Annotated in this window: 26 protein-coding genes; 16 read left to right on the plus strand and 10 right to left on the minus strand. The window is 69.9% G+C overall.

Features of this window, described 5'->3' with window-relative positions:
• Nucleotides 1-541: 541 nt before the first annotated feature.
• From MFF64_RS32380 to MFF64_RS32390, 3 genes are read right to left on the minus strand one after another with little or no spacing between them, the layout of a single operon-like run.
• Nucleotides 542-2338: an ABC transporter ATP-binding protein gene (locus tag MFF64_RS32380; protein WP_238193380.1), complete on the minus strand. Its 1797-nt coding sequence runs from the start codon at nt 2336-2338 to the stop codon at nt 542-544.
• On the minus strand, nt 2328-3455 hold the full coding sequence (locus MFF64_RS32385) for a glycoside hydrolase family protein (RefSeq protein WP_238193381.1): 1128 nt from the start codon (nt 3453-3455) through the stop codon (nt 2328-2330). The genes MFF64_RS32380 and MFF64_RS32385 overlap by 11 nt, the downstream gene beginning before the upstream one ends.
• Nucleotides 3452-5599 (minus strand): sugar nucleotide-binding protein, encoded by a 2148-nt coding sequence (locus MFF64_RS32390; protein ID WP_238193382.1) that lies wholly within the window; start codon nt 5597-5599, stop codon nt 3452-3454. The genes MFF64_RS32385 and MFF64_RS32390 overlap by 4 nt, the downstream gene beginning before the upstream one ends.
• 261 nt (nt 5600-5860) lie before the next feature.
• On the opposite strand from MFF64_RS32390, the gene MFF64_RS32395 reads away from it, so the two are divergent.
• The 6 genes from MFF64_RS32395 to MFF64_RS32420 all read left to right on the plus strand — a co-directional run bounded on the left by MFF64_RS32395 (nt 5861) and on the right by MFF64_RS32420 (nt 12313).
• Nucleotides 5861-7129, plus strand: coding sequence for a glycosyltransferase (locus MFF64_RS32395; RefSeq protein WP_238193383.1), 1269 nt, complete (start codon nt 5861-5863; stop codon nt 7127-7129).
• 34 nt (nt 7130-7163) lie between these two features.
• On the plus strand, nt 7164-8324 hold the full coding sequence (glf, locus tag MFF64_RS32400) for a UDP-galactopyranose mutase (protein ID WP_238193384.1): 1161 nt from the start codon (nt 7164-7166) through the stop codon (nt 8322-8324).
• A 211-nt stretch (nt 8325-8535) separates the two neighbouring features.
• Nucleotides 8536-8928: a DUF2231 domain-containing protein gene (locus MFF64_RS32405; protein WP_238193405.1), complete on the plus strand. Its 393-nt coding sequence runs from the start codon at nt 8536-8538 to the stop codon at nt 8926-8928.
• The gene (locus MFF64_RS32410) at nt 8925-10250 is read left to right on the plus strand and encodes a PQQ-dependent sugar dehydrogenase (protein ID WP_238193385.1); all 1326 of its coding nucleotides are present in this window, start codon (nt 8925-8927) and stop codon (nt 10248-10250) included. Before MFF64_RS32405 ends, MFF64_RS32410 begins: the two co-directional genes overlap by 4 nt.
• 26 nt (nt 10251-10276) lie before the next feature.
• Complete coding sequence (locus tag MFF64_RS32415) at nt 10277-10954, plus strand: alpha/beta hydrolase (RefSeq protein ID WP_238193386.1); 678 nt, start codon at nt 10277-10279, stop codon at nt 10952-10954.
• Nucleotides 10955-11002: 48 nt separating this feature from the next.
• The gene (locus tag MFF64_RS32420; protein WP_238193387.1) at nt 11003-12313 is read left to right on the plus strand and encodes an erythromycin esterase family protein; all 1311 of its coding nucleotides are present in this window, start codon (nt 11003-11005) and stop codon (nt 12311-12313) included.
• A 132-nt stretch (nt 12314-12445) separates the two neighbouring features.
• Here MFF64_RS32420 and MFF64_RS32425 read toward each other — a convergent pair whose 3' ends face one another.
• Together MFF64_RS32425 and MFF64_RS32430 are read right to left on the minus strand one after the other, a co-directional pair.
• Nucleotides 12446-13078, minus strand: coding sequence for an SGNH/GDSL hydrolase family protein (locus MFF64_RS32425; RefSeq protein WP_238193388.1), 633 nt, complete (start codon nt 13076-13078; stop codon nt 12446-12448).
• 98 nt (nt 13079-13176) lie between these two features.
• A complete protein-coding gene (locus MFF64_RS32430) occupies nt 13177-14040 on the minus strand; it encodes an alpha/beta fold hydrolase (RefSeq protein WP_238193389.1) in 864 nt (287 codons plus the stop codon).
• A 128-nt stretch (nt 14041-14168) separates the two neighbouring features.
• Here MFF64_RS32430 and MFF64_RS32435 point away from each other — a divergent pair, with 128 nt between their 5' ends.
• The gene (locus MFF64_RS32435; RefSeq protein WP_309296479.1) at nt 14169-14663 is read left to right on the plus strand and encodes a 5' nucleotidase, NT5C type; all 495 of its coding nucleotides are present in this window, start codon (nt 14169-14171) and stop codon (nt 14661-14663) included.
• An 83-nt stretch (nt 14664-14746) separates the two neighbouring features.
• Here the strand turns inward: MFF64_RS32435 and MFF64_RS32440 are convergent, their stop codons facing one another.
• Both MFF64_RS32440 and MFF64_RS32445 read right to left on the minus strand, forming a co-directional pair.
• Nucleotides 14747-15484 (minus strand): hypothetical protein, encoded by a 738-nt coding sequence (locus MFF64_RS32440; protein ID WP_238193391.1) that lies wholly within the window; start codon nt 15482-15484, stop codon nt 14747-14749.
• The gene (locus MFF64_RS32445) at nt 15481-15861 is read right to left on the minus strand and encodes an SPW repeat domain-containing protein (protein ID WP_238193392.1); all 381 of its coding nucleotides are present in this window, start codon (nt 15859-15861) and stop codon (nt 15481-15483) included. The genes MFF64_RS32440 and MFF64_RS32445 overlap by 4 nt, the downstream gene beginning before the upstream one ends.
• Nucleotides 15862-16211: 350 nt before the next feature.
• Here MFF64_RS32445 and MFF64_RS32450 point away from each other — a divergent pair, with 350 nt between their 5' ends.
• The 3 genes from MFF64_RS32450 to MFF64_RS32460 all read left to right on the plus strand — a co-directional run bounded on the left by MFF64_RS32450 (nt 16212) and on the right by MFF64_RS32460 (nt 18705).
• Nucleotides 16212-17234 (plus strand): SDR family NAD(P)-dependent oxidoreductase, encoded by a 1023-nt coding sequence (locus MFF64_RS32450; protein ID WP_238193393.1) that lies wholly within the window; start codon nt 16212-16214, stop codon nt 17232-17234.
• Between the two features lie 185 nt (nt 17235-17419).
• On the plus strand, nt 17420-17632 hold the full coding sequence (locus tag MFF64_RS32455; protein WP_099900484.1) for a hypothetical protein: 213 nt from the start codon (nt 17420-17422) through the stop codon (nt 17630-17632).
• A 362-nt stretch (nt 17633-17994) separates the two neighbouring features.
• Entirely contained in the window at nt 17995-18705 is a 711-nt protein-coding gene (locus MFF64_RS32460; protein ID WP_238193394.1) for a Crp/Fnr family transcriptional regulator, read from the plus strand.
• Nucleotides 18706-18781: 76 nt separating this feature from the next.
• Here the strand turns inward: MFF64_RS32460 and MFF64_RS32465 are convergent, their stop codons facing one another.
• Entirely contained in the window at nt 18782-19138 is a 357-nt protein-coding gene (locus MFF64_RS32465) for a hypothetical protein (RefSeq protein WP_238193395.1), read from the minus strand.
• Between the two features lie 460 nt (nt 19139-19598).
• Here MFF64_RS32465 and MFF64_RS32475 point away from each other — a divergent pair, with 460 nt between their 5' ends.
• From MFF64_RS32475 to MFF64_RS32485, 3 genes are read left to right on the plus strand one after another with little or no spacing between them, the layout of a single operon-like run.
• Complete coding sequence (locus tag MFF64_RS32475) at nt 19599-20309, plus strand: Crp/Fnr family transcriptional regulator (RefSeq protein ID WP_238193396.1); 711 nt, start codon at nt 19599-19601, stop codon at nt 20307-20309.
• A complete protein-coding gene (locus MFF64_RS32480; RefSeq protein WP_099902835.1) occupies nt 20306-20548 on the plus strand; it encodes a hypothetical protein in 243 nt (80 codons plus the stop codon). Before MFF64_RS32475 ends, MFF64_RS32480 begins: the two co-directional genes overlap by 4 nt.
• Nucleotides 20549-20606: 58 nt before the next feature.
• Nucleotides 20607-20846 carry a hypothetical protein gene (locus MFF64_RS32485; RefSeq protein ID WP_133123446.1) on the plus strand — a complete coding sequence of 80 codons (240 nt, stop codon included), beginning with the start codon at nt 20607-20609 and terminating at the stop codon, nt 20844-20846.
• A gap of 600 nt (nt 20847-21446) precedes the next feature.
• Here the strand turns inward: MFF64_RS32485 and MFF64_RS32490 are convergent.
• Nucleotides 21447-21668, minus strand: coding sequence for a DUF6894 family protein (locus MFF64_RS32490; RefSeq protein ID WP_099902832.1), 222 nt, complete (start codon nt 21666-21668; stop codon nt 21447-21449).
• A gap of 509 nt (nt 21669-22177) precedes the next feature.
• Here MFF64_RS32490 and MFF64_RS32495 point away from each other — a divergent pair.
• Genes MFF64_RS32495 through MFF64_RS32505 form a run of 3 tightly spaced genes read left to right on the plus strand, consistent with a single transcriptional unit; the run spans nt 22178 to nt 25558 of the window.
• On the plus strand, nt 22178-23395 hold the full coding sequence (locus tag MFF64_RS32495; RefSeq protein WP_238193397.1) for a hypothetical protein: 1218 nt from the start codon (nt 22178-22180) through the stop codon (nt 23393-23395).
• Nucleotides 23396-23429: 34 nt separating this feature from the next.
• Nucleotides 23430-24143, plus strand: a complete 714-nt coding sequence (locus MFF64_RS32500; protein WP_438823117.1) for an HAD family hydrolase — start codon at nt 23430-23432, stop codon at nt 24141-24143.
• An 11-nt stretch (nt 24144-24154) separates the two neighbouring features.
• A complete protein-coding gene (locus MFF64_RS32505; protein WP_238193399.1) occupies nt 24155-25558 on the plus strand; it encodes a sugar porter family MFS transporter in 1404 nt (467 codons plus the stop codon).
• Nucleotides 25559-25591: 33 nt separating this feature from the next.
• Here the strand turns inward: MFF64_RS32505 and MFF64_RS32510 are convergent, their stop codons facing one another.
• Nucleotides 25592-26179 carry a YgjV family protein gene (locus MFF64_RS32510; protein WP_238193400.1) on the minus strand — a complete coding sequence of 196 codons (588 nt, stop codon included), beginning with the start codon at nt 26177-26179 and terminating at the stop codon, nt 25592-25594.
• Nucleotides 26180-26241: the final 62 nt, after the last annotated feature.

Here is a 26241-nt window from a genome sequence, read left to right on the forward strand (position 1 = left end):
GACGCCTCGAGCCTTCGCCAACCAAGCTGTCACAGCCCGAGAACTTGCATAGGCCACGGACCACAAACCGGGGCAGGACCATAGGATGATGCAGGCCCGGAGCCCGAGGGACGCGGCGACGGCGAGCTGGCGGTCGAGATTCCAGGCGGAAATGTCCCCGCTCCTCAGGGCCGTCCGGGCTTTGTGGCTCGCCATCTCGGTCGGGTACCGGCCGATCGACGGCATGCGCTCCACCGCCCGGGCGATCGCTTCGGGCGTGGCGGCCGCGAGGGCCGGGGCGAGCTGCGCGGCGAGGTCGGCCCTGCAAACCTGCGTGACTTGGCTAATGGCTTCGAGGATGGTCGGCTTTGCGCCATCAGCGGACTTCAGTTCCGGTTAGGGAAATAGACGCTCGCCTCTCGAGAGCGGACATTCCGACGTCGAGACACCGCGTCTTGGGGTTAGTAGCCAGTCTCTGGCACTCTCGGGGATCGACATCGAGATGCCACGCTTTCTGCTGCTGTTGAGATCGGAACACGGCCGGCTCTGGGCCACCCTGATATCAAGCTACGTCCATCACGACGTCGGCGGAGAGGCCCTCGGCCTGGAGCTCCCACATCTGCGCGAACAGCCCGCCCGCCTCGCGTAAGTCGCGCACCGTACCGTCCTCGACGACTCGTCCCTCGCTGACGACGAGGATTTGGTCGAAGGCGGTGAGGGTCGAGAGGCGGTGGGCCACCGCGATCACCGTGTGATCGCGCATCAGCCGCACGATCGCGCCCTGGATCGCCATCTCGGTCTCGGTATCGAGCGCCGAGGTCGCCTCGTCGAGAAGCAGGATCGGCGCGGCCTTGAGGAGCGCGCGAGCGATGCCGATGCGCTGGCGCTGGCCGCCGGAGAGCCGGGTGCCGCGTTCCCCGACGACCGTAGCGTAGCCCTCCGGCAGGGCGCGCACGAAGCCGTCGCAGGACGCAGCGCGGGCGGCGGCGAAGACCTCCTCGTCGCTCGCCTCCGGCCTGGCGAAGCGGATGTTGTCCATCACCGAGCGGTGCAGCAGGCCGATCTCCTGCGGCACCACCGCCAGCACGTCGCGCAACGAGTCCTGGCGCACGCCCGCGATCGGCTGGCCGTCGATGCGGATCTCGCCGCTCTCGACATCATAGAGGCGCTGGAGCAGGTGCACGAGGGTCGACTTGCCGGCTCCCGACGGCCCGACGATGCCGACCTTCTGCCCGGCCGGAATCGTCAGCGTAACGCCATCGAGCACCGACCGGCCCACGCCGTACGAGAACGTGACCCGGTCGAGCGCGACGGCGCCGCCGCGGGGCACCAACGCCGGGGCGCCAGGTGCGTCGCACACGGTGACCGGCTTGGCGATCACCGCCAGCGTCTCCTCGATGAAGCCGAAATACTGCGCCACGTCGACGAGGGAGAGCGCCATGTCCTTCGACGAGTGGACGAGGCGCAGGGTCAGGCTCGCCACCACCACGACGCTGCCGGCGCTCACGTCGCCCCGGCTCCACAGGTGGAGCGTCCAGGTCAGGATGCCGGCGGCGAGCAGCCAGAGTGCGACGTCGTGGATGAGGCGGGCCTTCTCAAGGTAGAGCCAGCTCCGGGCTTGCGCCGCGGCCTCGCGGCGAAACCCCGCCTCGAGCCGCGTCCGCTCGCGGGCCCGCGCCGAGAACGCCTTCACCGTCCACATGTTGGCGATGGTGTCGACGAGATCGCCCGCGATGCCGGCAGCCTCGCCCGAATAGGCCCGATGGATCGGCCGACCCCGCGCGCCGAACCGGATCAGCCCGGCGGTGACGACGAGGATCAGGGCGACCAGCGCCGCGGTGAGCCCGCGGTCGAGGCTCGCGAAGACGATCACCGCGCCGACGACGTCGACGACAGGCGGAATGATGCGCCAGACGAAGGTGTTGACCAGAGCACCGAAATTGCCGGCGGTTGCCGTGACCCGCTGGCCGAGCGAGCCCGCGAGGTTCTCGGCGAAGTAGCGCATCGACTGGGCGCTCAGGAAGTCGAACAGCTCGGTACGCAGGTCGATCCCGACCCCGACCGTGGCGCGGCAGGCGAGCCACCCGGTGAGGCGCGCGAGAAAAGCCTCGGCGGCGATCAGGACCAGGAACAGCGCGAGGGCGGAGAGCGCCGCGCCCTGGAAGCCCGGCGGCCCCGCCATCGCATCGACGAGGAATTTGAGGCCGACCTGCTGGCCGACCCCGCAGGCCGCCGAGGCGACGACGAGCGCGAACAGGCTGCCGAAATGCCAGCGCCAGACGCGCATATGGTGCAGGACGAAGCGGCCGCCGCTCGCCAGATGCGCCGGTCCGGTCTCCGGCTTCGTCTCAGGCCGCATCGCCGTCACCTTCCGCCGCGAAGCGGGCTCGTTGCGCGCCGAGTTCCTCCGCCAGAGGCCGGTCGAGGCCGCGGCGCCCGGTCGGATCATGCGTGTGGAACAGCCCGACCGCGCAGGGGCGGTCGTTGTCCCAGCCCGGATAGTCGAGGATCGGGTAGAGGCAGATCCCGAGAACCGGCACCCCGGCCGCCCGCGCCGCCCGGACCTCGCCGCAGACGTAATGCAGCCAGGCCGCCTTCGCGGTACCCTCCGCCCCGGTCTCGGCGACGAGGAGCGGCCGGCCGTAGCGCGCATGGACCTCGGCGAGCATCTCCCTGAACGGCCGGTACGCGTTGTGGCCGAGGGGAATCGTCGAGCCGCCATGGACCCACTGGTTGTCGGGGTAGAAGTTGACGCCGACGACGTCGAGGAAATCGGGGCCGCCGTCGAGCTCGGGAGCGAGGCGTCCGCCCACCATGTCGAGGGCCTCGTACTGCACCTCCCGGTACGCCGCAGCCGCGGCCTCGCTCTCCGGATCCCCGACGACGTGGATCGCCGGCTCGGCGTGGAGGAAGCGAGCAGTCGGCTCGACCGCCCGCACCGCCCGCATGCCTGCGAGGGACGCCCGCACGAGCTGGCGCTTGAGCGCAGCCCCCTGCCCGGTGGCGAGAGGGCCGATGCGGCCGACCTCGGCCCCGGCCCAGGCGAAGTAGGAGATCTCGTTGACGGGACAGAAGAACGGGCTTTCGCCGGACGCCGCCCGCACCTGCCGCGCTGCCGCCGCCGCGAAGGCGGCGAAGCGGGTCACGAAGGTGTCCGACCAGATGTCCAGATCGTCGGGCCAACCGTAATGGCATAGGTCCCACACTACCTGGATTCCGGCCTCGGCGGCGGCCTCGATCATCGGCAGGGCGCTCGACCAGTCGTAGCGGCCGGGCGCCGTCTCGATCCGGTGCCAGCGCAAGCCGTCGCGGGCGGCCCGGATTCCGTGGGCTGCGAGCGCGCGGTAATCGGCGAGCGCGTGGACGTCGTGGCCGGTGGCGGCGAGGAGGTCGAGCCGGCGGCCATCGGCGCGGCGCTGGGTGGAGCATTCGAAACCGGCGAGGAAGACGCTCCGGAACGGGGACGCGACGCTCATTCGGCGGCGAGCCTCCCGGGGACGCGCGGGCGGCAGGCCGCAACGAAGCGCGCGACCGCGTCGTCGAGGGGCGGCATCAGCCGGCCCCTAGCGCTGGCGAGCGCGGTGTTGCGCCCGCCTTCCGGCTCCGGCGAGACGGGTCGCTGCAGGCCGGCCGCCCGGGCGAGGCGGGCGGCGAAGACGGCCAAGCTCGTCTCGCCGGCATTGACGAGGTGCCAGGGACCGCTCTCGCCGTCGATGAGGAGGTCGAGGGCGGTGTGGACGAGGTCGGGCAGGTAGGTCGGCGAGACGATCTCCGCCCGCGGGAAGCTCCGGCTGAACCCCTCGGCGAGATCCGCCAGGATGCGTCCGGCCTCGTCGCTGCCATCGTCGAGGCCGAAGACCAGGCTGGTGCGAGCGATGAGTGTCCGCGGATGCGCCGACAGGATGCCCGCCTCCCGCTCGGCCTCGCTCATCCCGTAGGGGCCGGCCGGCCGCAGGAAGTCGCTCTCGAGGGCAGGCCGCCCGAGCCGGCCGTCGAAGACGAGGTCGGACGAGAAGGCGACGAGCGGCAGGCCGGCCCGGGCGCAGAGCCCGGCGATGCGCCCGCCCGCCCGGACGTCGGCCCGGAAGGTCCCGCCAGGATAGCGCTTGGCCGAAGCGGCCGTGGCCAGGGATGTGGCATCGATCACCGCCCAGGCCCGCCCCTCAGCGAGGAGCGTGGTGAGCGCCTCCTCGTCGACGAGGCGGGACGCGAGGCCGCGCGCCGTGCAGATCCGCCCGATCACCGCGCCGTAGGGACCGACCCCTGCCAGGATGGCGATGCAGGCACCCGGAATGGCGTCGGTGGCGGGCGGTGCCGGCAGCAGGCTGCTCTCCGTCGCTTCCCGCTCCTGGGTATAGAAGCGATCGGCCCGGCCCCACCAGCCCGGCGCGGCGAGGACCGGGTGGCGCATCCGTCCGGTCCTTACGAGGTCCTGCGCGGCGCGGCCGAGCGCCGTGAGCCGTGGTTCGGGGCTCCGGATATCGAAGGCGCCGGGCTCGTAATGGCCCTTCCGGCTCAGGAGGAGCGAGTTCCAGTCCATCGCCCCGAACAGGGACCAGAGCGTCACGGCCTGGACCGGCACCCCCGCCTTGTGCACGTCGCGCGCCGCGTCCCAGACCGCGGCCAGCCAGCGCAGCTGGTCGTCGCGCGTGCAGCCGTGGTGCACCTCCGTGACCGCGAGGGGCCGGCGGTAGCGCTCCCAGACCTCGGTCAGGCGCGCCCTCGGCCCGGTGAGCCCGGCGAGGTGGCGGATCCGCACCGCCTCGGCATCGGCGTAGCGCCGCTGCCCGTCGCCGCCGTGGAGATGCGACGGGTAGGCTCCGCGCGCTTCGTCGAGGTAGCGCTCGCTCGTCAGGTAGTGGTTGACCCCGATCACGTCCGGGCAGGCCTCGCCGCCGAGGAAGTCGTCGAGGTCCGACGGCGCGACCCCGGCGGCGCGCAGGCGCGCGTGCCAGGGATGCGCCGGATCGACCCGGCCGCAGAGGAGATCGAGACTGAGCCAGCGCCGCTCGTTCTCGTAGGCCGCTTGGCCCGCGAGCGCCGGCGTGCTGAAGGTCTTGCCGACATCCTCGGTCTGGATCAGTCGCGCCGCGGGCGTGACGGCGCGGATCGCCCGCATGGCGAGCAGCGTCGCCCGGCACTGATTGACCACCATGCGCAGGAAGGCGTCCTCGCTGCGGGCGTGCGGGTACCAGTGGCCGTAGAGCCCGGCGAAGCGGGCGGTGGTGAGCGGCTCGTTGACCGGCGTGAAGGCGGTGATCCAAGGGTAGCGCGCGGCGACGCGCCCGGCATGCCGGGCAAGCCCGTGCGGGAAGCCGGGATCGAGGAGGTTCGTGTAGAGCGGCCCGCTGCCGTGATGGACGAGGCCGACGACCGGCGCAAGGCCGAGGCGGCGCAGCCGAGCCAGGCGGTCGTCGTGCCAGGTCCAGTCGCAGACATCGGGATCCTCCGGCGCAACCGACTCCCACAGGACCGGGTAGCGCAGGGTGGTGAGGCCAAGGGAAGCGACGCGGTCGAGGTCGTCCGGGCGGTCGCGGTGGCCGGTCTCGGCGATCTGATCGCGCCAAGCGTCACCCACCCGCACGATGCTGCACTCGACGCCACCCCAGAGTTCCAGCATTCCGTCGCGCCCCGCCGCCTCACCCGCTCTGCAACCGGCACAAGCCTCTCCCTTTGGCATCGTTCCGGACCGTCGCACGCCTGTTGTTTGGGATTAGCACAAGTTAAAGATCAGCGCATGGGCCGGCTTCCCGGTCGAAAAGGCAAATAATGACATTAACATGTGCTTGCTATTGGCGTGAAATATAATCGGCCGTGCGAGAACGTTCGAAGATATCTGACGTTGGTCGGTTCAATTGCCCACTCGCATGAAGGGTAGAGTGTGAAAGACACGCACGCGATCGGCGGCGCACACCATGCCGACCAACGCCGCAGCCCGCCTCATGGCCGCGGCCAGACCCATCCTGAGGACCACGACCGTCCCTCCTCCGTGATCGTCGTCGACGTACCGCCCCGCCCGCTCCTGGTCTGCTTCTCGCACCTGCGCTGGAGCTTCGTCTGGCAGCGCCCGCAGCACCTGCTCAGCCGTGCCGCACGACATTTCGACGTCCTCTTCATCGAGGAGCCGGTCTTCGAACCGGCAGAGTCCCCCCGGCTGCGGGTCGAGGCGGTGGCACCCGGTATCGCCGTCGCGGTGCCGGTGCTGCCGCAGAGCCGCATTTACGCGGCGGACTGGATCCAGGCGCGGATGATCCGCGACTACCTGCAGAGATGGGACAGCGAGACGCGGGTGTTCTGGTACTACACGCCGGCCGCGCTCGGTGTCTCGGGGGATCTCGCCCGCGACCTCACCGTCTACGACAATATGGACGAGCTGTCGGCCTTCCGTGGCGCGTCGCCGGACCTCGTCGCGCAGGAGGCCGAACTACTCACGCAGGCCAATCTCGTCTTCACCGGCGGGCGCAGCCTCTACGAGGCCAAGCGCGGGGCGCATCCGTCCATCCACTGCTTCCCGTCCTCCGTGGATGCGGCGCATTTCGCCAGGGCGCGGGAGGCGGGGCCGGACCCGGACGATCAGGCCGCGATCCCGCACCCGCGCATCGGCTTCTTCGGCGTCATCGACGAGCGGCTCGACCGCGACCTCCTGGCCGCGACCGCCGACCTGAAGCCGGACTGGCACTTCGTGATGATCGGCCCGGTGGTGAAGATCGAGCCCGAGAGCCTGCCGCATCGGGAAAACATCCACTGGCTCGGGCCGAAGCCCTACGGACAGCTGCCCGACTACCTGCGCCACTGGGACCTCGGGCTGATGCCGTTCGCCCTCAACGAGGCGACCCGGTTCATCAGCCCGACGAAGACGCCCGAATTCCTGGCGGCGGGCCTGCGCGTGATCTCGACTCCGATCGTCGACGTGCTGCGGGACTACGGCGAGGCTGGCCTCGTGGCGATCGCCGAGACGTCGGCGAGCGTCGCCCTGTCGATCGATGCCCTGCACGCCGAGCCACTGGCGGCCTGGCGCGAGCGGGTCGACCGCCACCTCGCGCACAACTCCTGGGACCGGACCTGGGACGCGATGCACGCGCTCCTGCGCGAGGGGCTGCGGCAGGACGAGGCCCCGCTTCTCCTGGCGCACATGCCCACCCCGGCCTGATCCCCTTCTTTCTGCACCCGAGAGGTCCCGAGACATGTACGATTGGCTGATCGTGGGCGCAGGTTTCGCCGGCAGCGTGCTGGCCGAGCGCCTGGCGCGCCGGCGCGGCGAGCGCGTCCTCCTCGTCGACCGCCGGCCGCATGTCGGCGGCAACGCCTACGACCGGCTCGACGAGGCGGGCGTGCTGATCCACCAGTACGGGCCGCACATCTTCCACACCAATTCCGAGGCGATCGTCGATTACCTGTCGGCTTTCACCGCCTGGCGCCCCTACGAGCACCGGGTGCTGGCGATGGTCGACGGGATGCAGGTGCCGATCCCGATCAACCTCGACACGATCAACCGCCTCTACGGCCTGTCGCTGACCTCCGAGGAACTCGAGGCGTGGTTTGCCGCGCGGGCCGAGCCGGTGGCCGACATTCGGACCTCCGAGGACGTGGTGGTGTCGGCGATCGGCCGCGAACTCTACGAAAAATTCTTTCGCGGCTACACCCGCAAGCAATGGGGGCTCGATCCCTCCGAGCTCGACCGCCAGGTCACCGCCCGGGTGCCGACCCGCACCAATCGCGACGAGCGCTACTTCACCGACACGTTCCAGGCCATGCCGGCCCAGGGCTATACGCGGATGTTCGAGCGGATGCTCGACCACCCCAACATCCACGTGATGACGAACGCCGATTTTCGCGATCTGCGCGAGGTGATCCCGCATCGCCGGGTGATCTATACCGGGCCGATCGACGAGTATTTCGATTTCCGCTTCGGCCGGTTGCCCTATCGCTCGCTGCGCTTCGTGCACGTGACCCGGGATGTGGCCCAGCATCAGCCGGTCGCGGTGGTGAACTATCCCCAGACCGAGGCCTATACCCGCATCACCGAGTACAAGCACCTGACCGGTCAGGAGCATCCGAAGACCTCGCTCACCTACGAGTATCCGAGCGCCGAGGGCGACCCCTACTATCCCGTGCCGCGGCCGGAGAACCAGGCCCTGTTCAAGCGCTATGAGCGCCTTGCGCGGGCGGAAACCGACGTCTGGTTCGTCGGCCGGCTCGCGACCTACCGCTACTACAACATGGACCAGATCGTCGGGCAGGCGCTCTCCGCCTTCCGGCGCATCGATACCCAGCTCGGGCGGCCCGCCCCGGCGCGCCCGGCCGCGACGCCCGCCGCGACCAGCCCGTCGCTGGCCGCCGGCTGAACACCATTACGGTCACGACACCGAAACACCCCGACGCGAGGCGCGGTCGCGCCGGAACGTCCGTCCGACCTGACGTTGTCCGACACGCCGGCCATCCCCCGGAGGATTCATGACCGACAGCGCCGTGACCCGTCGTGCCGCGACGGACCGAGCCCCGGAGCCCGGCAATCCGCCCTCGACGGCGAAGATCGCCGGGCATCCGCTTCACCCGATGCTGGTGCCGTTCCCGATCGTCTGCTTCGTCGGGGCCTTCGCCACCGACCTCGCCTACTGGCGCACCGCCGACATGCAATGGGCGAACTTCTCGGCCTGGCTGCTCGCCGCCGGGCTGGTCTTCGGGGTGCTGGCGGCGCTCGCCGGCCTCACCGACTTCCTCGGCCACCGCCGCGTGCGGGCGCAGAAGCCGGCCTGGGCGCACATGCTCGGCAACGTCCTGGTTCTCGGCCTGTCGCTGGTCAACGCCTTCGTGCACAGCCGCGACGGCTGGACCTCGGTGGTGCCGACGGGGCTGATCCTGTCGGGCCTCGTGGTGCTGATCCTGTGCGTCACCGGCTGGCTCGGCTGGGCGATGGTCTACCGCCACCGCGTCGGAGTGGCCTCATGAGCCCGCGCCGTCCCGCCCTCCTCGTCGGCGCCCTGCTGCTGCTCACCGGCTGCCAAGTCGTCGGTTCTCACGATGAGGCCTTCGACGCGCAGAGTCAGGTTGGTCCCGATCCGGTCCTGCCCGAGCCGCAGCACTACTTGCTGCCGCCGATGCGCATCGCGCGTGCCGTCGGCTGGTCCGGGGACGCCACGCCGAGCGTGCCCGAGGGCTTCCGGGTCAACGCCTTCGCCACCGGCCTTGCGCATCCGCGCCAGGTCACCGTCCTGCCGAACGGCGACGTGCTGGTGGTGGAGGCCAACGGTCCGAACGTCGAGCCGGTGCGGCGGCCGAAGGACCTGGTCATGGGCTGGGTCATGGCCTTCGCCGGCGCCGGCGCCAAGGGCGGCAACCGCATCACGCTGCTGCGCGACGCCGATGGCGACGGTATCCCGGAGGTGCGCAGCGTGCTCCTCGAGCACATCAACTCGCCGTTCGGCGTGGCGCTCGTCGGCCAGGACCTCTACGTCGCAGCGACCGACGCGCTGCTGCGCTTTCCCTACCGCGAGGGAGACACGAAGATCACCGAGCCCGGCACCAAGGTCACCGACCTGCCGGGCGGCCCGATCGACCACCACTGGACCAAGGCGCTCGCCGCGAGCCCCGACGGGACCAAGCTCTATGTCGGCGTCGGCTCGAACAGCAACATCACCGAGCACGGGCTCGAGGCCGAGCGCGGCCGGGCCGAGATCTGGGAGATCGACCGCCTGAGCGGCGCGCACCGCACCTTCGCGAGCGGCCTGCGCAACCCGACCGGCCTCGACTTCGAGCCGCAATCCGGCCGGCTCTGGGCGATCGTCAACGAGCGCGACGAAATCGGGCCGAACCTCGTGCCGGACTATCTCACCTCGGTGCGCGAGGGCGCCTTCTACGGCTGGCCCTACAGCTACTGGGGCCAGCACGTCGATCCGCGGGTGCAGCCGCCTCGGCCGGACCTCGTGGCGAATGCGGTCAAGCCGGATTACGGCCTGAGCTCCCACGTCGCGCCGCTGGGCCTCGCCTTCTCGCGCACCGACCGCCTCGGCGCCGACTTCCGCGGCGGGGCGTTCGTGGGCGAGCACGGCAGCTGGGATCGCCAGGAGCTCAACGGCTACAAGGTGGTCTACGTGCCGTTCGCCGATGGGCGGCCGAGCGGCAAGGCCCGGGACGTGGTGACGGGCTTCCTCGATCGCGAGAACCGGGCCCGCGGCCGCCCGGTCGGCGTCGCGGTCGATCCGCGCGGCGCGCTCCTCGTGGCGGACGATCTCGGCAACACGGTCTGGCGGGTGACGCCGGCCGGCCCGTGACCGCAACCGATCCGGAGGCGAGACGGATGAAGCAGGCAGACCCCCATTCCTCGGGGATCCTCACGGCCCGGCCCGGCGACGGGCCGGCGGAGCCCGCCGCGGCCGGGACGCATCCGATCGGCCTCGGCCGGAGACGGGACGGGGTCTTCCACGTTCCGGCCGGCGCCACGCGGCCGGTCCCCCTCCTGATCATGCTGCACGGCGCCGGGGCCTCGGCCCGGGACGTCCTGCCCCTGGTTTCCGCGGCAGCGGAGGAGCACGCCGTGGCTGTGCTGGCGCCCGATTCCCGCGGGGCGACCTGGGACGTCATCCAGCACGCCTACGGGCCGGACACCGATTTCCTCGACGCGGCCCTGGCCCGGATCTTCGCGCAGGTGCCGGTCGACCACCGGCGCATCGCGGTCGCCGGCTTCTCGGACGGCGCCTCCTACGCGCTGTCGCTCGGCCTTGCCAACGGCGACCTCTTTCGGGACATCCTCGCCTTCTCCCCCGGCTTCGCCGCGCCGGCGCGCCGGGAGGGCGCGCCCCGCCTCTTCATCTCGCACGGGCGACAGGATCCGGTCCTGCCCTTCGACCGCTGCGGCGACCGCCTGGCGGCGGTGCTGGCTGAGGCGGGCTACGACGTCGCCTACCACCCGTTCAGCGGCGGCCACGTGGTCCCGACGGCGATCGTCGATGCCGCGTTCCGCCGCTTCCTGGCCTGAGGTCGCGGAGGCTCGCGAGGGAAGCCCACCAACGAAAGGACCACCGGCATGGTCGTCTCAGTAGCCCGGACCCGGATCACGCCGCTCCTGCGGGAGCGGCTCGTGCCGCTGCCGGAGATGGAGGATCCCAGTTTCGCCGCCTTCGCCGACCGGTTCGCGCAGGCCCGGATCGTGCTGCTGGGTGAGGCCACCCACGGCACCTCCGAGTTCTACCAGGCGAGAGCCGCCATCACGCAGCGTCTCGTTGCGCGCCACGGCTTCCGCGTCGTTGCGGTCGAAGCCGATTGGCCGGACGCGGCGAGGATCGACCGCTACCTCCGCCACCGGGCCGACACGCCGTTCCCGGACGAGACCTTCGCCCGCTTCCCCACCTGGATGTGGCGCAACCGCGAGATCCTGGACCCCGCGCGCGGCCTGCGCACCTTCAATGCAGGGCGGCAGGCGGCGGACCAGGTCCGTTTCCGTGGTCTCGACGTCTACAGCCTCGGCGCCTCCATGGCGGCCGTGCTCGACTACCTCGACCGGGTCGATCCTGCCGCGGCACGCCAGGCCCGCGACCGCTACGGCTGCCTCTCGCCCTGGCACGCCAAGCCCGAACGCTACGGCCGCGAGGTGATGTTCGGCGCCAAGCACCCCTGCGAGGAGGCGGTCACACGGATCCTGCACGATCTTCAGGAAAAGCAGCTCGCTTACACTGCCCAGGATCCGGATGCCTATCTGGACGCGGCGCAGAACGCCCGCATCGTGCGCGCGGCCGAACAGTACTACCGCATCATGTATCGCGGCTCCGTCGAATCCTGGAATATCCGCGACCGGCACATGTTCGATACGCTCCAGCACCTCGTCGCGGGCGGTCGCAAGGCGGTCGTCTGGGCCCACAATTCGCATATCGGCCACGCAGGCGCGACCGCGATGGGCTGGGAAGGCGAGTTCAACATCGGCGAACTCGCCAAGACCGCCTATGGCGACGAGGCGGTCCTCGTCGGCTTCGGGACCGACCGCGGCACGGTGGCGGCGGCCGACGACTGGGACGAGCCGATGCAGGTGATGAAGGTGCGGCCGGTCCGGGAGGACAGCCACGAGGCGCTGTTCCGGGAGGCGGGCCTGCCGCGTGCCTTCCTCGACCTGCGGGCGCCGGGTTCGGCAGCATTGCGGGAGGCCTGGACCGCGCCGCGCCGCGAGCGGGCGATCGGCGTCGTCTACCGCCCGCGCACCGAGCTGCAGAGCCACTATTTCGATGCCGTGCTGCCGGAGCAGTTCGACGCCTATGTCTGGCTTGAGGAGACGCGCGCCGTCACGCCGCTACTGGCCGGAGAGATCCGATCCGGCGAGAGCGAGACCTTCCCGAGTGGGTTGTGAGCCCGGCAAGCCGCTCACGATTGCCGCAGCAGGGCCATGGCGAGGGCCGGACCATGGCGAGCACTGGCTCAGCGCCCCGAGGAATGCTGAGAGGACACGCTGGCGGCGCCCTCGCGCCGGGGCGGTCGGTCCTCAGGGCCGCGCGATGATCAGGCCCCCGGGCAACCCGGCGTCCCGGCGCAGGAACGCCGCGATCGCCGCCGCGATCTTCTCCCCACCCTGAACCGACGGTTCGATCGGGTTGGCGAAGTCCGCATCCTCGCCGCACAGCACCCGCAGGTCGAGGAGCACGAGGCCGCGCGCCGCCGCCTCGCGTGTCACGACATCGTTGAGGATCGCCAGGGCCGTCGCGGTCAGGCGTCGGCGGACCGGATCGGGATAACGCGGGTCGTAGATGGTGCAGAGGGCCGTCGGGCGCCCGCGCGCCAGCACGGCGTCCAGCATCGCGCGGTACTCCGCCCGGAAGCGATCCTGCGTGCTCGCGAGCCGCTCGATCGCCTCCGCCACCGAGTGCACCGGCCCATCGAGCACGCCGGACGCGCGCAGGGCGTCGTTGCCGCCCGCGCTGACGACGAGGTGGGTCGCGTCATCCGGCAGGCCGGCGAGCTGGCCCGGCACGTTCGCCAGCACCGCCCCGTCGACCGCGAGCAGCGTCGCACGCCCGTCTGGCAGGAGGGCGCGCAGCTGGCGCGCCACGTCGGGGCCGCCGCGCACGTAGGCGCCGTTGTCGAAGACGGAATCGCCGAGCAGGACCGCGTGCGTCATGAATCTCTCCGTCTCGGGTTTCTCGTCGGCCGGCCGCGCCGATGCCCTCCGCGCGAGGACGAGCACGGACGCAGCCAGGACCTCGCGCCGGCCCGGCCTCATCCGGTCAGGAAGGCCGTCAGCTCCGCCGCGACCGTCTCCGGCTCCTCGTGGTGGAGCCAGTGCGTCGCTTCGGGCAGCCACGCGATCCGGCCCTGCTTGCACAGCTCCAGGCAGGCGGTGGCGAGGTGGGGACTGAGCGCCGGATCCTTGCGGCCCCACAGGATCAGGGTCGGGACTGGGATCGGCGCGAGCTCGCGACGGTCCTTCAGCCGCATCGCCCGGTACCAGTTGAGCATGCCTTCAAGCGCGCCTGGCTGCGCCCAGGCCTCGCGGTAGCGGGCGATGTCCTCGTCCGCGAAGGTCCCCGGCCGGCTCGTCAGGTGCAGGGCCTGGCGCAGGGCGAGGAAGTCCGCCGCGCGCAGGGCTGCCTCGGGCAGAACTGGCACCTGGAACAGGGCGAAGTAGACGACGCGCAGGGCCTGGACCGGGTGGCGACGCGCATAGGCCGCGAGCACGTCGGGATGCGGCGCGTTCAGGATCGCGAGCCGGTCGATCCGCTCGGGCGAGCGTGCGGCGAGCCACCAGCCGACGATGCCGCCCCAGTCATGCCCGACGAGCCGCACCCGCTGGGCGCCGTGCCGGTCGGCCAGGGCCAGCACGTCGTCGGCGACGCGGTCGAGGTGATAGGCGGCGATCTCCCGCGGCTTGTCGCTGCGGTTGTAGCCGCGCAGGTCGGGCGCCAGAACCCGCAGTCCCGCGGCGGCGAGCGGGCCGATCTGGTGCCGCCAGGCGAACCACGCTTCTGGAAAACCGTGCAGCAGGATCGTCAGCGACCCGTCCGCCGGGCCGGCTGCGGCGACGTGCAGGGTCACGCCCGGCAGAGGGACCAGGGAGAGTTCGGGGTCGGACCAGGATGCCATTACGGAACCAGGAAGACGGTGCTTGGCAAGGATACCTCGGCAAGGATGCCTCGGGCCCGCACGGCGGGCATGGGCAACGTCCCCCCGCTGCGACGGATCCACCGCGAGGCGGGTGCGTTGGCGAGGTGATGCAGCTCTATCTCGACTGTGACGGCGTGCTGGCGGATTTCGACGCGGGCGCGACCCGCGTGCTCGGCTGCCCGCCGCGCGAGTACCAGCAGCGCCACGGCCCTGCGCGGTTCTGGGCCGCGCTCGCTCGTGCCCCGGATTTCTACGGGCAGCTCCCGCTGATGCCGGACGCGATGGCGCTGTTCGACGCCGTTCGGTCCCTGGAGCCGGTGATCCTCACCGGGTGCCCGCGGGGGACCTGGGCGCAGCCGCAGAAGCACCGCTGGGTTGCGGAGCACTTTCCGGGCACGCGCCTCATCACCTGCCTGGCGGTCGAGAAGCGTCTCCACTGCCGTCCGGGCGACGTGCTCATCGACGACACGCCGACCCACCGCGCACTCTGGGAGGCGGCGGGCGGCATCTTCATCCTGCATCGCTCCGCCCGCGCCTCGCTGAAGGCCCTGGCGGCTCATTGGCCCAGCGGTCCGTCCGGCGGGGGACCCGACGTCGCGTGACGTCGGCCTCGTGATCGCGAGGGACGCCAGGGCCCTCGACGAGGCGCGGGGGGATCCCGCCGCAGGGATCGCGGCGTGACCACTCAGCTCGTCGACTGCATGGTGGGATCGTCGCTCGGTCCGATCGGCGTCACGCCCGGATTCATGTGGCGCGGATCGGCGTGCAGGCCCGCCGCGGGCATCCGTGACGAGGCGTCGCTCAGGCGCCGGAGGGTCTCCGGCGGCGTCTCGGCTTCGGTTGCCGCGACGGTGTCGGTGCTGCCGCCCGCCACCGCGTCGAGCCGGGCCCGGTCGGAGGCGATCCGCACGACCTCCGCCTGCCAGTCGGGCTCGCGGTCCATCCGGCGCCGCAGGTCGTCGGGCCGCGCGACGTCGAGGGGATCGTCCTGCCCGAAATCCTGGCCGTTACGGTCGGTGTAGGGGTCGAAGTCGCGCAGGTTGCGGCGGGGCCGGGCAACCCTGCGGTCCGGTTCCGTCCCGGTCCGCTCCGGCCCACGGTCGCTCATCGCCACCAGGGCGAGTTCGGCGAGGCCGAGCGCCACCAGGAGGGCGCGGTCCTCGCGCCGCTCCTCGCGCATCAGCAGCCCGGCACCGACGAAGGAAAGGGCGCTCGCCGTGTCGAGGGCGAGATGCGCCCGCATCGAGAGGACGGGCAGGAGGCCGCCCTCGTGGCGGGTGACGAGCGTGTAGGCGAGGTGCCAGACCGGACCGACGCTCATCACCCTGCGCGTCCCGGGGCCGCGCCCCTTCGTCCGACCGAGCGCCGCTATGAAGGCCGGAATGGCGTAATCGCTGGCGGCGTGGAGGCGTCTGCTGATCACGCGGAGGCTCCCGTGGAGGTAGCAATGCGGTCGTCGCGCGCGGCGCGCGTGGTCAGTCCCGCGCCGATTTCGAGGACGCCCATGACCACGTGCGGCCATGTCACCCGGTCGGCGAACCCGAACAGCCACGGCGAGACGACGAGCAGCAGCCCGGCCGCGACATCGGCGCCGAGATGGACCGGCAGGGGGATGAGCTTGACGGCGGAGAGCTCGTAGTCGGTGCACAAGCTCATCAGCAGGAGCGCGGCGCCGACGGCCTGCATGACGTACTGCGCCGCCGTGCCGTCGGCAAAGCCGAGCAGATAGGGCAGCGCGATGAGCACGAGCCCGGCTCCGTAGTCGAGGATGGCGTGGATGCGTGAGGGAATGAACCGCATGGATCGCTCGCGAGAGGGGGCGGAACCTCCGAGCAAGGTCCGGCCCGGGGAAGATCCGCGGAATGCGCGGAGACGATCACCGGTGCGGGCGTATGGCTAGCCGGGAATGGACGATGGCCGGTTTCCCGGAACGCCTTTGCGCCTGGTGGGTTGGCTGCATGCACAACAGCACAGAAGTCGGCGTGTTTTCATTGATTTTCGTTAAATCGACTTCTCTTCGTGAGACAACGCTTTGATGAATGTTAATCGCAGGGCAAGACTTGCTGGCCTTGCTCCAGCAACGGCGTCGGCGTGCTCCGTCGTGAGGCCGTGAGACAGGGCGCGCGTGCGACAGGCAGCGGGGATGTGGCATGGCGAGCAACGACAGGCTGAGCGATGACGGAGCGAGGGATCTGACGGGACGGACGGTCGTGATCACCGGCGCGTCCAGCGGAATCGGATGGGCGGCCGCCCTGGCCTTTGCGCGCCGCGCCGCCGCCCTGGTTCTGGTCGCGCGTCGGCGCGCGCCGCTCGAACGGCTGGCGCGCCGTTGTGAGGACCTTGGCGCGAGGGCGCTCGCGATCGAGGCCGACGTGACCGATCCCGAGCGGATGCACGCTGTGGCGGAGGCGGCGCAGGCCGCATTCGGTGGCATCGACGTGTGGATCAACGGCGCCGGCCTGAGCCTCTGGGGCTCGTTCGCCACCATCCCGATCGCGCACCAGAACCGCTTGATCGCCGTGAACCTGATCGGCGTGATGAACGGCAGCCACGCCGCTCTCCGGGTGATGCGCCCTCGCGGGCGCGGCGTGATCATCAACGTCTCGTCCTTCGGCGGTCGCCTGCCGATGCCATTCGCGGCCGCCTACAGCGCCAGCAAGTACGGCGTGACCGGGTTCACCGAGGCGCTGCGCCACGAGATGGCGGCGACGAGCGCCATCGCGGTGTGCGGCGTCTACCCGGGCTTCGTCGACACGCCGACCGACATCCACTCGGCGAACTATACCGGGCGCGCCCTGCGTCCCGTCCCGCCCGTTCTCACTCCCGAGCGGGTGGCCGAGGCAATGGTGTCCCTCGCGCGCCGGCCCCGCCGGTCGGTCCGACTTGGGCTGCACCACGCCCTCGCGGCGCCCTACGCGCTGGCGCCGGACACGACTGGGCGCGCCGTGGCGGACCTCGCCCGCCGGTTCCTGCTGGAGTCCGGCCCGGACGCGCCACCGTCCGGCGGGATCCTGTACGGCCCGATGCGCGAGGGCACAGGCGCACGGGGCGGCTGGGGCCAGCCCGCCCGCCGCCGGGCCGGCCGCGCCACCGTCTCGGCCCTCGCCGGGATCGCGATCCTGGCCGGCCTGGTCGGTTTCGCGCGGCACAGGTTGGCCGGTAGGCCGTTGTAAGTCGCCCGGCGGTTCGGCGAGACCGGCCGTCATCGGTCGCTGAGCGGGGCTCCGGGGAACGGCCTCATGGATTGTATACCATCTTGCGAAGAACCTGGAGTTCCAATCGGTCCGAAGTCAACCCGGTCCCCCAGGATGCGTCGCGCCGACATGATCTTCTGCAGGGTCTGCCGGTTCTCACCGCTGTGCCGCGCAAGATCCTCCAGGCGACGGAGTTCTTCGATCGTCCGCACGGTCAACGCATCGCAGGACACATCATGATCATGCGCGAGTTCCAGGACGAGATCGCTGAGTTCGCCGTCGAGTTCGACATGCGCTCGCTCCACTGTCGTCGCTCCCTATGTGCTGGGTTGCTGATGAACCTCATCATGTATGATGCACAGACAAGGCCTCATTAACCCATGTATTGAGTGCTGCGAAAGGTTATTTACCAACATTCCACGCGCACACGCACCCCCGCATCGGTCGACGAAGGACCTCGCGGCGGAATGATGGATGCCCATGACGCCCGCAGCGCAGACAGGTCGTCCGGCAGTCGCGATGAGTTTCGAGTCTCGGAACGGCCGCTTCGGATGGCGCGAGCCAAGAGATCAATGTCGGTTCAGTCGATGGCGGATCCAGTTTCGAGGTGGCACGTGTCGAGTCCCACCCCCACGGCGACTATTCACATAAGCGAATGACGCCTCGGCTGTGCGGTGCAAGGCACATCGTCCAGCTGCTTACGGTCAGGCTCTGACCCGATGCGGCAATCGGGACGATCATGGCCCACCCGTTTCAGAACTGCCTGCTCCGGGCGCTGCCGGACGCCGATCTCGCGCTGCTCACGCCTCATCTCGTGCCCGTTCCCCTCGAGATTGGGGCGGTCGTCGTCGGTGCGAACGAGCCATTCACCCACGCCTACTTTCCCGAGAGCGGCTTGGCCTCGATCGTCTCCAAGACTCATGACCAGCGCAACCTGGAGGTCGGCATCTTCGGGCGAGACGGCATGGTGAGCACGGCTCTCGTTCTCGGCGCCGACCGCACTCCGCACGAGACCTCGATCCAGGCACCCGGGACGTGGCTGCGTATCGAGGCCGACCGTCTGCGCGAGGCGATGCGGCAGAGCCCTGCCCTGACCGGCGTGCTGATGCGCTACGTGCAGGCCTTCCTGCTCGTCCTGTCGCAGACTGCGCTCTCGAACGGCAGCTACACGGTGGAGGAGCGCCTCGCGCGGTGGCTCCTGCTCGCGCATGACCGGCTCGACGGCGACGAGCTTCCCCTCAAGCACGAGTTCCTGTCCCTGATGCTGGGGGTGCAGCGCGCCACGGTGACCTTGGCCACCCACGTGCTGGAAGGGAAAGGCATGATCCGGGCAAAGCGAGCCCGGATCACGATCCTGGATCGCGCCAAGCTCGAAGCGGCAGCGGGCGACACCTACGGTGTGGCCGAACGGGAATATGAGCGACTGATCGGCCCCTTCAGGAAAGCATGAACCAGGACCATACCGTAGCTATCCGCCTGGAGCCGATCTCAAAAATACGGATGTGCCCAGCGTGACGCCGGTCCCATCAGAGGGACATGTCATCGCGTGCCTCGATCCGGGAAAGATGGTCCTGATGCTGCCGCTGGATGAGCTCGAAGTTGACCAGGAGTGCCTCGGCTTGGTCTGTCGGCAAACCATGGCGTCGCAGACGATCGATGAGGGCACGTTGCTTCGCGATGTGGCGGACGCCGTCCTGAACGTGCCGCTTGATCATGTCGAGTTCGGTTTCGCCATCTCGCATCGAGTTCGTATAGCAAATGTCACGCGGCCCGGCAGCATCCCTCGACTGCGCACACGTGAGATGACGCTCCGCCCCACCGGAGGCGTCCGGGAGGCGACGGCCAGGCGGCGTTCCGGCCGACGCATGGGCGAGCGGCCGCATGCACGGTCCGCCGGGCGCCCACCGGCTTCAATCGCCGCGAGGCTGGGGTGAGGGACGAACCGCCCTCCGACGCAGGGGCGCGATCAGGCGCTCGTACTCGATCTCGGCCGGTCCATACGCATCTCCGGCTGCGTCCTCCAGGCCGGCACGGTCGAGCACCCGGATGCGGCCGCACCGGGCCTGGATGAGGCGCGCACCCTCGAGGGGAAGCACCCCTTTACGCTGCCTGCCGAGATTTGGAGCCGCCACGGAGTAAAATCCGCTGTGAACGCATGGCTCCAGCCAAAATTATTCGTGCGACTATTAATCCATGTTGCTTGTAAAAAGCCGCATATGATCCAGATCCATCCTATCATCGGCGGATCCGAGACAGGTGTCGATGGCCGGGAGAGCCGTGCGCTTCCACCTGCAAACGCAAGGGGGAGTCGCGATGGCCCCCGTACCGAGCCACTCCATAGACATGCTGATCCGCAAGCTGGAGAGCATCGCGCGGCTCTCCGACGAGGAGAAGAATGCGATCGGGCATCTGCCCGTCACGGTCAGGCCCTTGAATGCAGGGCAGGACATCGTGCGCGAGAAGGACCGCCCCTCGCAGTGCTGCCTCCTCCTGGAGGGATGGGCCTGCCGCTACCAGATCCTCGGTGAGGGCAAGCGCCAGATCTTCTCGTTCCACATCCCGGGCGACATCCCCGACCTCCAGAGCCTGCACCTGAAGGTGATGGATCACAGCGTCTGCACACAGTCTCAGGCTACGGTGGCGTTCATCCCGCACGAGGCGCTGCTCGAACTGACGGCCACCTTCCCCGGCATCGCGGCGATCCTCTGGCGTGACACGCTGGTGGATGGGGCGGTTTTCCGGGAGTGGATGACCGGCATCGGACGGCGCACGGCCTTGCAAGCGGTCGCCCACCTCTTCTGCGAGCTATACGTCAAGCTTGAGGCTGTGGGGCTCGCGCGGGATCACGCCTATCGGCTGCCGCTCACGCAAGCAGATCTCGGGGATGCGCTCGGGTTGTCGAACGTCCACGTCAACCGTGTGCTGAAGGAATTGCGCGGCAAAGGATGGATTACGCTGCACGGCGGCAGGCTGGAGATCAACGACTGGCGGGAACTCGCCCACCTGTGTGACTTTGATCCCACGTACCTGCACCTGGAACGCCGCGCAGCATGAGCCTTCACCTTCAGCCCGTGCCGATCGCGACGGACAGCAACGATGCAGAGAGCCAGTTGGTGTTTGCCGATGGCTTCCTGGTGGCCATGCTGGTGCGCCTCTCTGACGATCATGGGGACGAGGCAGGCATGTGGTTCCTGGAGGCGGGGTTCGGCCGGGTTGATGACCCAAGTCAGCCGAAGTTCGCCGATCTGGACGAGGCGCAGGAGTGGATCCAGCGCCGGCTGGATGGCGGCTGATCCTCGTCCCATTTCGCTGCCCGGGACTGTAATCAGGGTTCCGAGAACGGAGGCCATCGTGCATCCAGATGAACCTGTTCGCAGCAAGGGCGAGGTGAGCGTCGGACAGGTTGTTGAGTTGCTAGGGTCTTTGATCGAAGAAGGTCTGCAATGCCATGTCGCGGTCCGTCATGGAACACCATCGATCGTGACGGTGATCGTGCGGGATCTCACCCCTGCTCTCACCGATCGCATCTGCGCCCGACTTCGCACGTTGGACGCTCGGATCACCGTCATCGAAGACCCGTCGACCGGGTAGGTGGCGGGGCGGGTTCTTCGACGCTGGGACCTGAGCTCAGTCAGCGTGAACGCGCAACGGGCGACTGAGGGTCGAAAGCGGATAGGAGGCACACCGGCCACTCTCGTGATCTGCGAGATGCAGCCATGAGAAGTGAGAGTGCAGTGACATGGAACCAGTCCAGCAGGGGATCATTGGCCCGGTAGTCACACCAGCCTGCCGCTCCAAAGCCGCTCGGCTGGCGTCACAGGCGGGCCGGGTCTCCATGACGGAGAAAACGCCCCGGCCCGCCTTACCATGTCTGACCCTTCCGCAAGGATTGCCCCCAGCGGATGGGATGCAAAACCTTTGTCGTCGCGCCTTCCCGATCACCGTTTCGGCGTGACTGGCGGGTCGAGTCCCTTCGGAGGGGACACCCCGCCCCGCTGCCATTCCGTGAAGCCGTTAGACCCACACGAAGGCGAGCATCCTGCCGCACAAGGGCCGGGGACGCGAAACCGTCGCGGCCGAACAGGCCGATCTCGACGCGCCCGCCCCCCTCGGCGCTCACGACGATCGCGGTTGTCAGCACGGCCCTCGGTGAAATCCTGGCTGCTGGGATCGCACCCGGCGAGTGGCCTCTCAGACGACGGTGAAGTCGACGCGAAACAGGACGCGGCCGCGTTCATCGGTCACCTCCATGTGCCAGCCCTGCTCCATCGGCACGCGCTCGGCCCCGTCGGCAATGAGGAGGCCAGCCATGCGGACCGCCTCGTGGCGCGCGGCCGCCCAGCTCGGCAGCTCGACGCCCTCATCGTCCGGAAGATTTCGGTTGCCGAAGGTATTGAAATGGAAGCGCGGCATTCTACCCGTGGATAGCAAAAGGAAAGGCAGGGGTTCCGATCTTCGATCGCTGTCGCAGCCGGCCACAACAACGTGGATCAATGCTCAGGACCCCGATCCGGGTGGCTCGATCGACCATCCTGCCGGTAGCGATAGCTTGAGATGGCCGCATACCAGAGCTGTATCAAGGCACGGACGCGGCCCGTCATCCCCTCGGCCCGCGCTCTGTTCGGTATCGAACCGGATCATATCCAGACCCGGCAGGTTGGTCGTGCATCCAATCGAACAATCTGTGGCGAGCGATGTCATACGTTAAAAACGCGTCCAACGACAACAAAGATGCCGACTCTCTCCTGGGAGTGATCATGCGTAACATTCCAGCCGCCCGGCGCATTGCTGAGGCGAGCGGTGTCGGAATTCGGCGCGACAAGCGGCTGCCAGAAGCCTCCTGACAATTGCGGTACCGGGCGTCGACCGTGACGCCCGGTACCGGCAACCGGCGATGCCGCAAGGGCGAAGATCTCTTCATCATGCTCCACATCCATTTCGGCGCGGGCCGCCTCGGCCTGGGCCTGGTCGTGCCCGCCTTCCGATCCCCCACCACCGAGAGCGTCGTGCTCAACCGCGCCGTCCCGAGCGCGAACGCGACCGGGACCACGGCCCTGGGACCGGAGCGGCGCAACGCGCTGCTGCGGGGCAACCCGGACCGGACCTACCGTCTGCGGATCCTGGACGGTTCCGGCACGCGATACGAGACCGTCGCCTACGCGGGCTTCCACACCTACCGGTCCGGCGATATCGAGCCGCTCACCCGGCGGATCGCCGAGGCCTCGACGGCGAAGGCCAGGGGCGTCGTCGTCACCGCCTCGGTGCTGAAGCCCGAGAACTACGCGCCTGTCCTCGCCTGTCTGAACGCGCTCGCGACGATGCGGGAGGTGGGCGAGCCGGTCGGCCCGCTCTTCCTCGTCGCCTGCGAGAACACCGTCTCGGCCCAAGACGTTCTGCACGGTTCGGCTCTGCCCGGGCAGGCGAGCGCGGCGGCACTCCGGCTGGTGACGCCGGTCGCCGCCCTCGTCGACCGGATCTGTGTCGGCCTGGAGGAGGATGCGTCCGGGCCGCACCCGACAGTCGCGGTGCAGGTCGAGCCCTACGCCTCCCTCAAGCTGGCGCAGGAACCGGGGACCGAGATCCTGCCCGATCTGTGCGCGGGCAGTGCCGTCGGCTTCAGCCGGCACCTCGAAGTCGAGAAGCAGATCAAGGGCTGGCTCCTCAACGGCACCCACTGGCTGATCGCCCTGCGGGCGTTCCAGGCGAGCGGCGGCGACCGCGACATGAAGCTCAACGAGTTCATCGCGACCTCGGCCGAGCAGCGCCGCCACTCCGCCGCGGTGATGGACGAGATGCGCGAGGGCGTCGCGCTGCTGCTGCGCCGCGACCCAGCCTATGCCGATTTCGTGCGCGACGTCGACGTGGACGCATACCTCGCTGGGGCAGCCGCAGCGATCCTCGGGCGCTTCGTCGCCACCGAGGACCCGATCAGCCGCATCCTCGCTCGCTTCCAGGCGCCGGAGCCGGGCGATCCGAGCACGCTCGAAGCCTTCAGCCGCCGCTTCGCCGGCCGGATCAACGAGCCCTTCGACGCCTACGAGGCGCAAAACGGCACCCTGCCGCCGGCGGCGAGCCGCAGCCTCCTGAGCCTGCTGCACCTCGTCGAGACCGGGACCTTCATCAATGCCCCGGCGGGATGAGCCGCCGGACCCGCTCCACTGCCCACACACTCAGGTGACTCGTTTGCAGACCATCCCCCCGACGGCCGCCCCGGGACCGACGCTGATCTTCGATTGCGACGGCGTGCTCATCGACAGCGAGATCCTCGTCTGCCGCCTCGTCGCCGAGGAGCTGACCGCCCTCGACTACCCGATCTCGACGGCGCAGGTGATCGCCCGCTTCGCCGGCCGCCCGGAGGGGGAGATGGTGGCTGAGATCGAGCGCGACCGCGGCCGCCCGCTCCCCCCGACCTTCTTCGAGCGGACCCGAGCCCGGACCGAGGCGGCCTACGGCACCGAGCTTCGGGCGGTGGTGGGCGTCGCCGACATGCTGGCCCGCCTGCGTGGGCCGGCCTGCGTGGCGTCGAGCAGCGCCCCGGCGAAGCTGCGGCGCGGCCTGGAGGCGACCGGGCTCCTCGCGCATTTCGGCGAGAACGTCGTCAGCGCGTCCCGGGTCGCCCGCGGCAAGCCGGCGCCGGACGTCTTCCTGTACGCGGCGGGCTGGATGAGGGCCCCGATCCGCGACTGCGTCGTCATCGAGGACAGCGTACCGGGCGTGACCGCGGCGCGGGCCGCGGGCCTGCGCGTCTTCGGCTTCACCGGCGGCAGCCACTGCCCGCCGGACCTCACCGCGCGGCTCACCACGGCCGGGGCCGAGGCGGTATTCGGCGCCATGGCGGATCTGGAACGCCTCGTGCCCGGCGCCTTCGCGACCACCCTGGCGGCCTGAGGGGACGCGGCATGACCGGCTTCATGTGGCTCGTCGCGGTCACCGCGGCGATCGGCGGCTTCCTCTACGGGTACGACACCGGCATCATCTCCGGCGCCCTCCTGTCGATCAGCGCCGAGTACCAGCTTTCCCACGCCATGCAGGAGGTCGTGGCCGCTGCGATCCTGCTCGGGGCGACCATCGGGGGATTATGCACCGGCGCGGTCTCTGAGCGGTTCGGGCGCCGGCGCACCATCATCGCCATCGCGGCCGTCTTCACGCTGGGGGCGACGGCGGCGAGCCTGGCGCCGGATCCTAAGCTCCTGGCGCTCGCCCGCGTCGTGCTCGGCCTCGCCATCGGGGCGTCGTCGCAATCGATCCCGGCCTACGTGGCGGAGCTCGCCCCCGCGGCGCAACGGGGCCGGCTCGTGGTGGCGTTCAGCGTCGCGATCGGCCTCGGCATCCTGAGCGCCAGCCTCGTCGGCTACGGGCTGCACGGCGTCCTGTCCTGGCGCATCATGATCGCGGTCGGCGCCGTCCCGGCGGCCGTGCTGTTCTGCGCGATGTTCGCCCTGCCGGAGAGCCCGCGCTGGCTCGTCGCCCACGAACGCCGCGACGAGGCGCGCCGGGCCCTCGCCCGGGTCAGACCCGAGGGCGCCGATCTCGATGCCGAGATCGCGGCGGTGGCGGAGGCGGTGTCCCGGAGTGCGGAAGCGCGGACCCGCGGCTGGCGCGGCCTCACCCGGTCCTGGGTCCGGCCGGCCCTGATCGCGGGTTGCGGCACCGCCGCCTTCACGCAGCTCGTCGGGATCGAGATGATGATCTACTACACGCCGACGCTGCTGAAGGGCGTCGGCTTCGGTGAGAGCGGCGCGCTCCTCACCAATGTCGGCATCGCGGCGATCTACCTCGTGATGACGGGTCTGGGCCTCGCCATCGTCGACCGGGTCGGGCGGCGGCGGCTCTCGCTGCTCACCCTGCCTGGCGCGGCCCTGTCGCTCGCCGCCCTCGGCGGGCTGTTCGCGCTCGGGCGGACCGGGCCGGACGACGCGCCCTTCATCATCGGCTGCCTGTTCCTGTTCATGGTATTCCAGGCCGGCGGCCTGCAGGTGATCGGCTGGCTCACCGGCGCGGAAATCTATCCCCTCGGCGTCAGGGCCGCGGGGACCAGCGCGCAGGCGGCCACGGTCTGGGGCTCGAACCTCCTCCTGACCGGCACGGCCCTGTCCCTGATCCATGCCCTCGGGGCGGGCGGGGCGATGCTGGTCTATGCCGGCCTCAACGCCCTCGCGTTCCTGTTCGTGCTGAGCTTCCTGCCCGAGCTGAAGGGGCGCACCCTCGAGGAGGTCGAGGCGGCCTTGCGGGAGAAACGGTTCACCCCGCGCCACTTCGCGGCCGAACCCGCCGCCCGCCCGGAGGCCGCGACGGCGACGTGAGGAGCGGATCGCGCCGGCCCGGGACCGACATCCTCACGCCGGCACCACCCTTCGACCGGTCATCGCCTGCAGGACCCCTCGGCCAACTCCGCCACGCCAGAGCGCGACGGTCAGGGTCGTGATCGAGAGCAGGTCGCAGACGAGGCCGCAGACCGACCCGACCACGATGTTGTGGCACAGCCAGCACAGGCTCGCCCCGAGGAACAGGCCGCGCAGCCCTTGCGCGGTGCGCTGAAGCCGTCCCGCGGTCGAGAGCAGCGTGCCGATGCCGGCGAAGACGGAGGGCCATCCCGTCCAGGTCGCCAGCATGATCCCGATGACGAGGAGGAACACGGCGCCAAAGAGGCCGGCGAGCCAGCGCGGCACGCCATCCTCGCGGACGAAGCGCGCCGCGAGCAGATTCTGACCGACGGCGATCGCATTCATCGCGGTCGCGGTGGGCGAGCCGAGGGAGAGATAGTGGATGCCGAAGCAGGTCGCGGCCGCCGCCGAGACCATGAGGATCAACCCGCGCCGGGGCATCAGGCCGGCCGTCGCTCCAAGCGCGAGGCCCGCCGTGCCGAACACGTCGACATGGGCTCCGGCGGCGAGCCAGAGGGACGAGACATTCAGGGAGAACATGAGAGGGGTTCCGCACGCCCATGCGGGGCGCGGGCCGTCTGCTCAGGGAGAGCGATGTCGAT

This window comes from Methylobacterium frigidaeris (assembly GCF_022179185.1).
In the GTDB taxonomy this organism is placed as follows: Bacteria; Pseudomonadota; Alphaproteobacteria; order Rhizobiales; family Beijerinckiaceae; genus Methylobacterium; species Methylobacterium frigidaeris.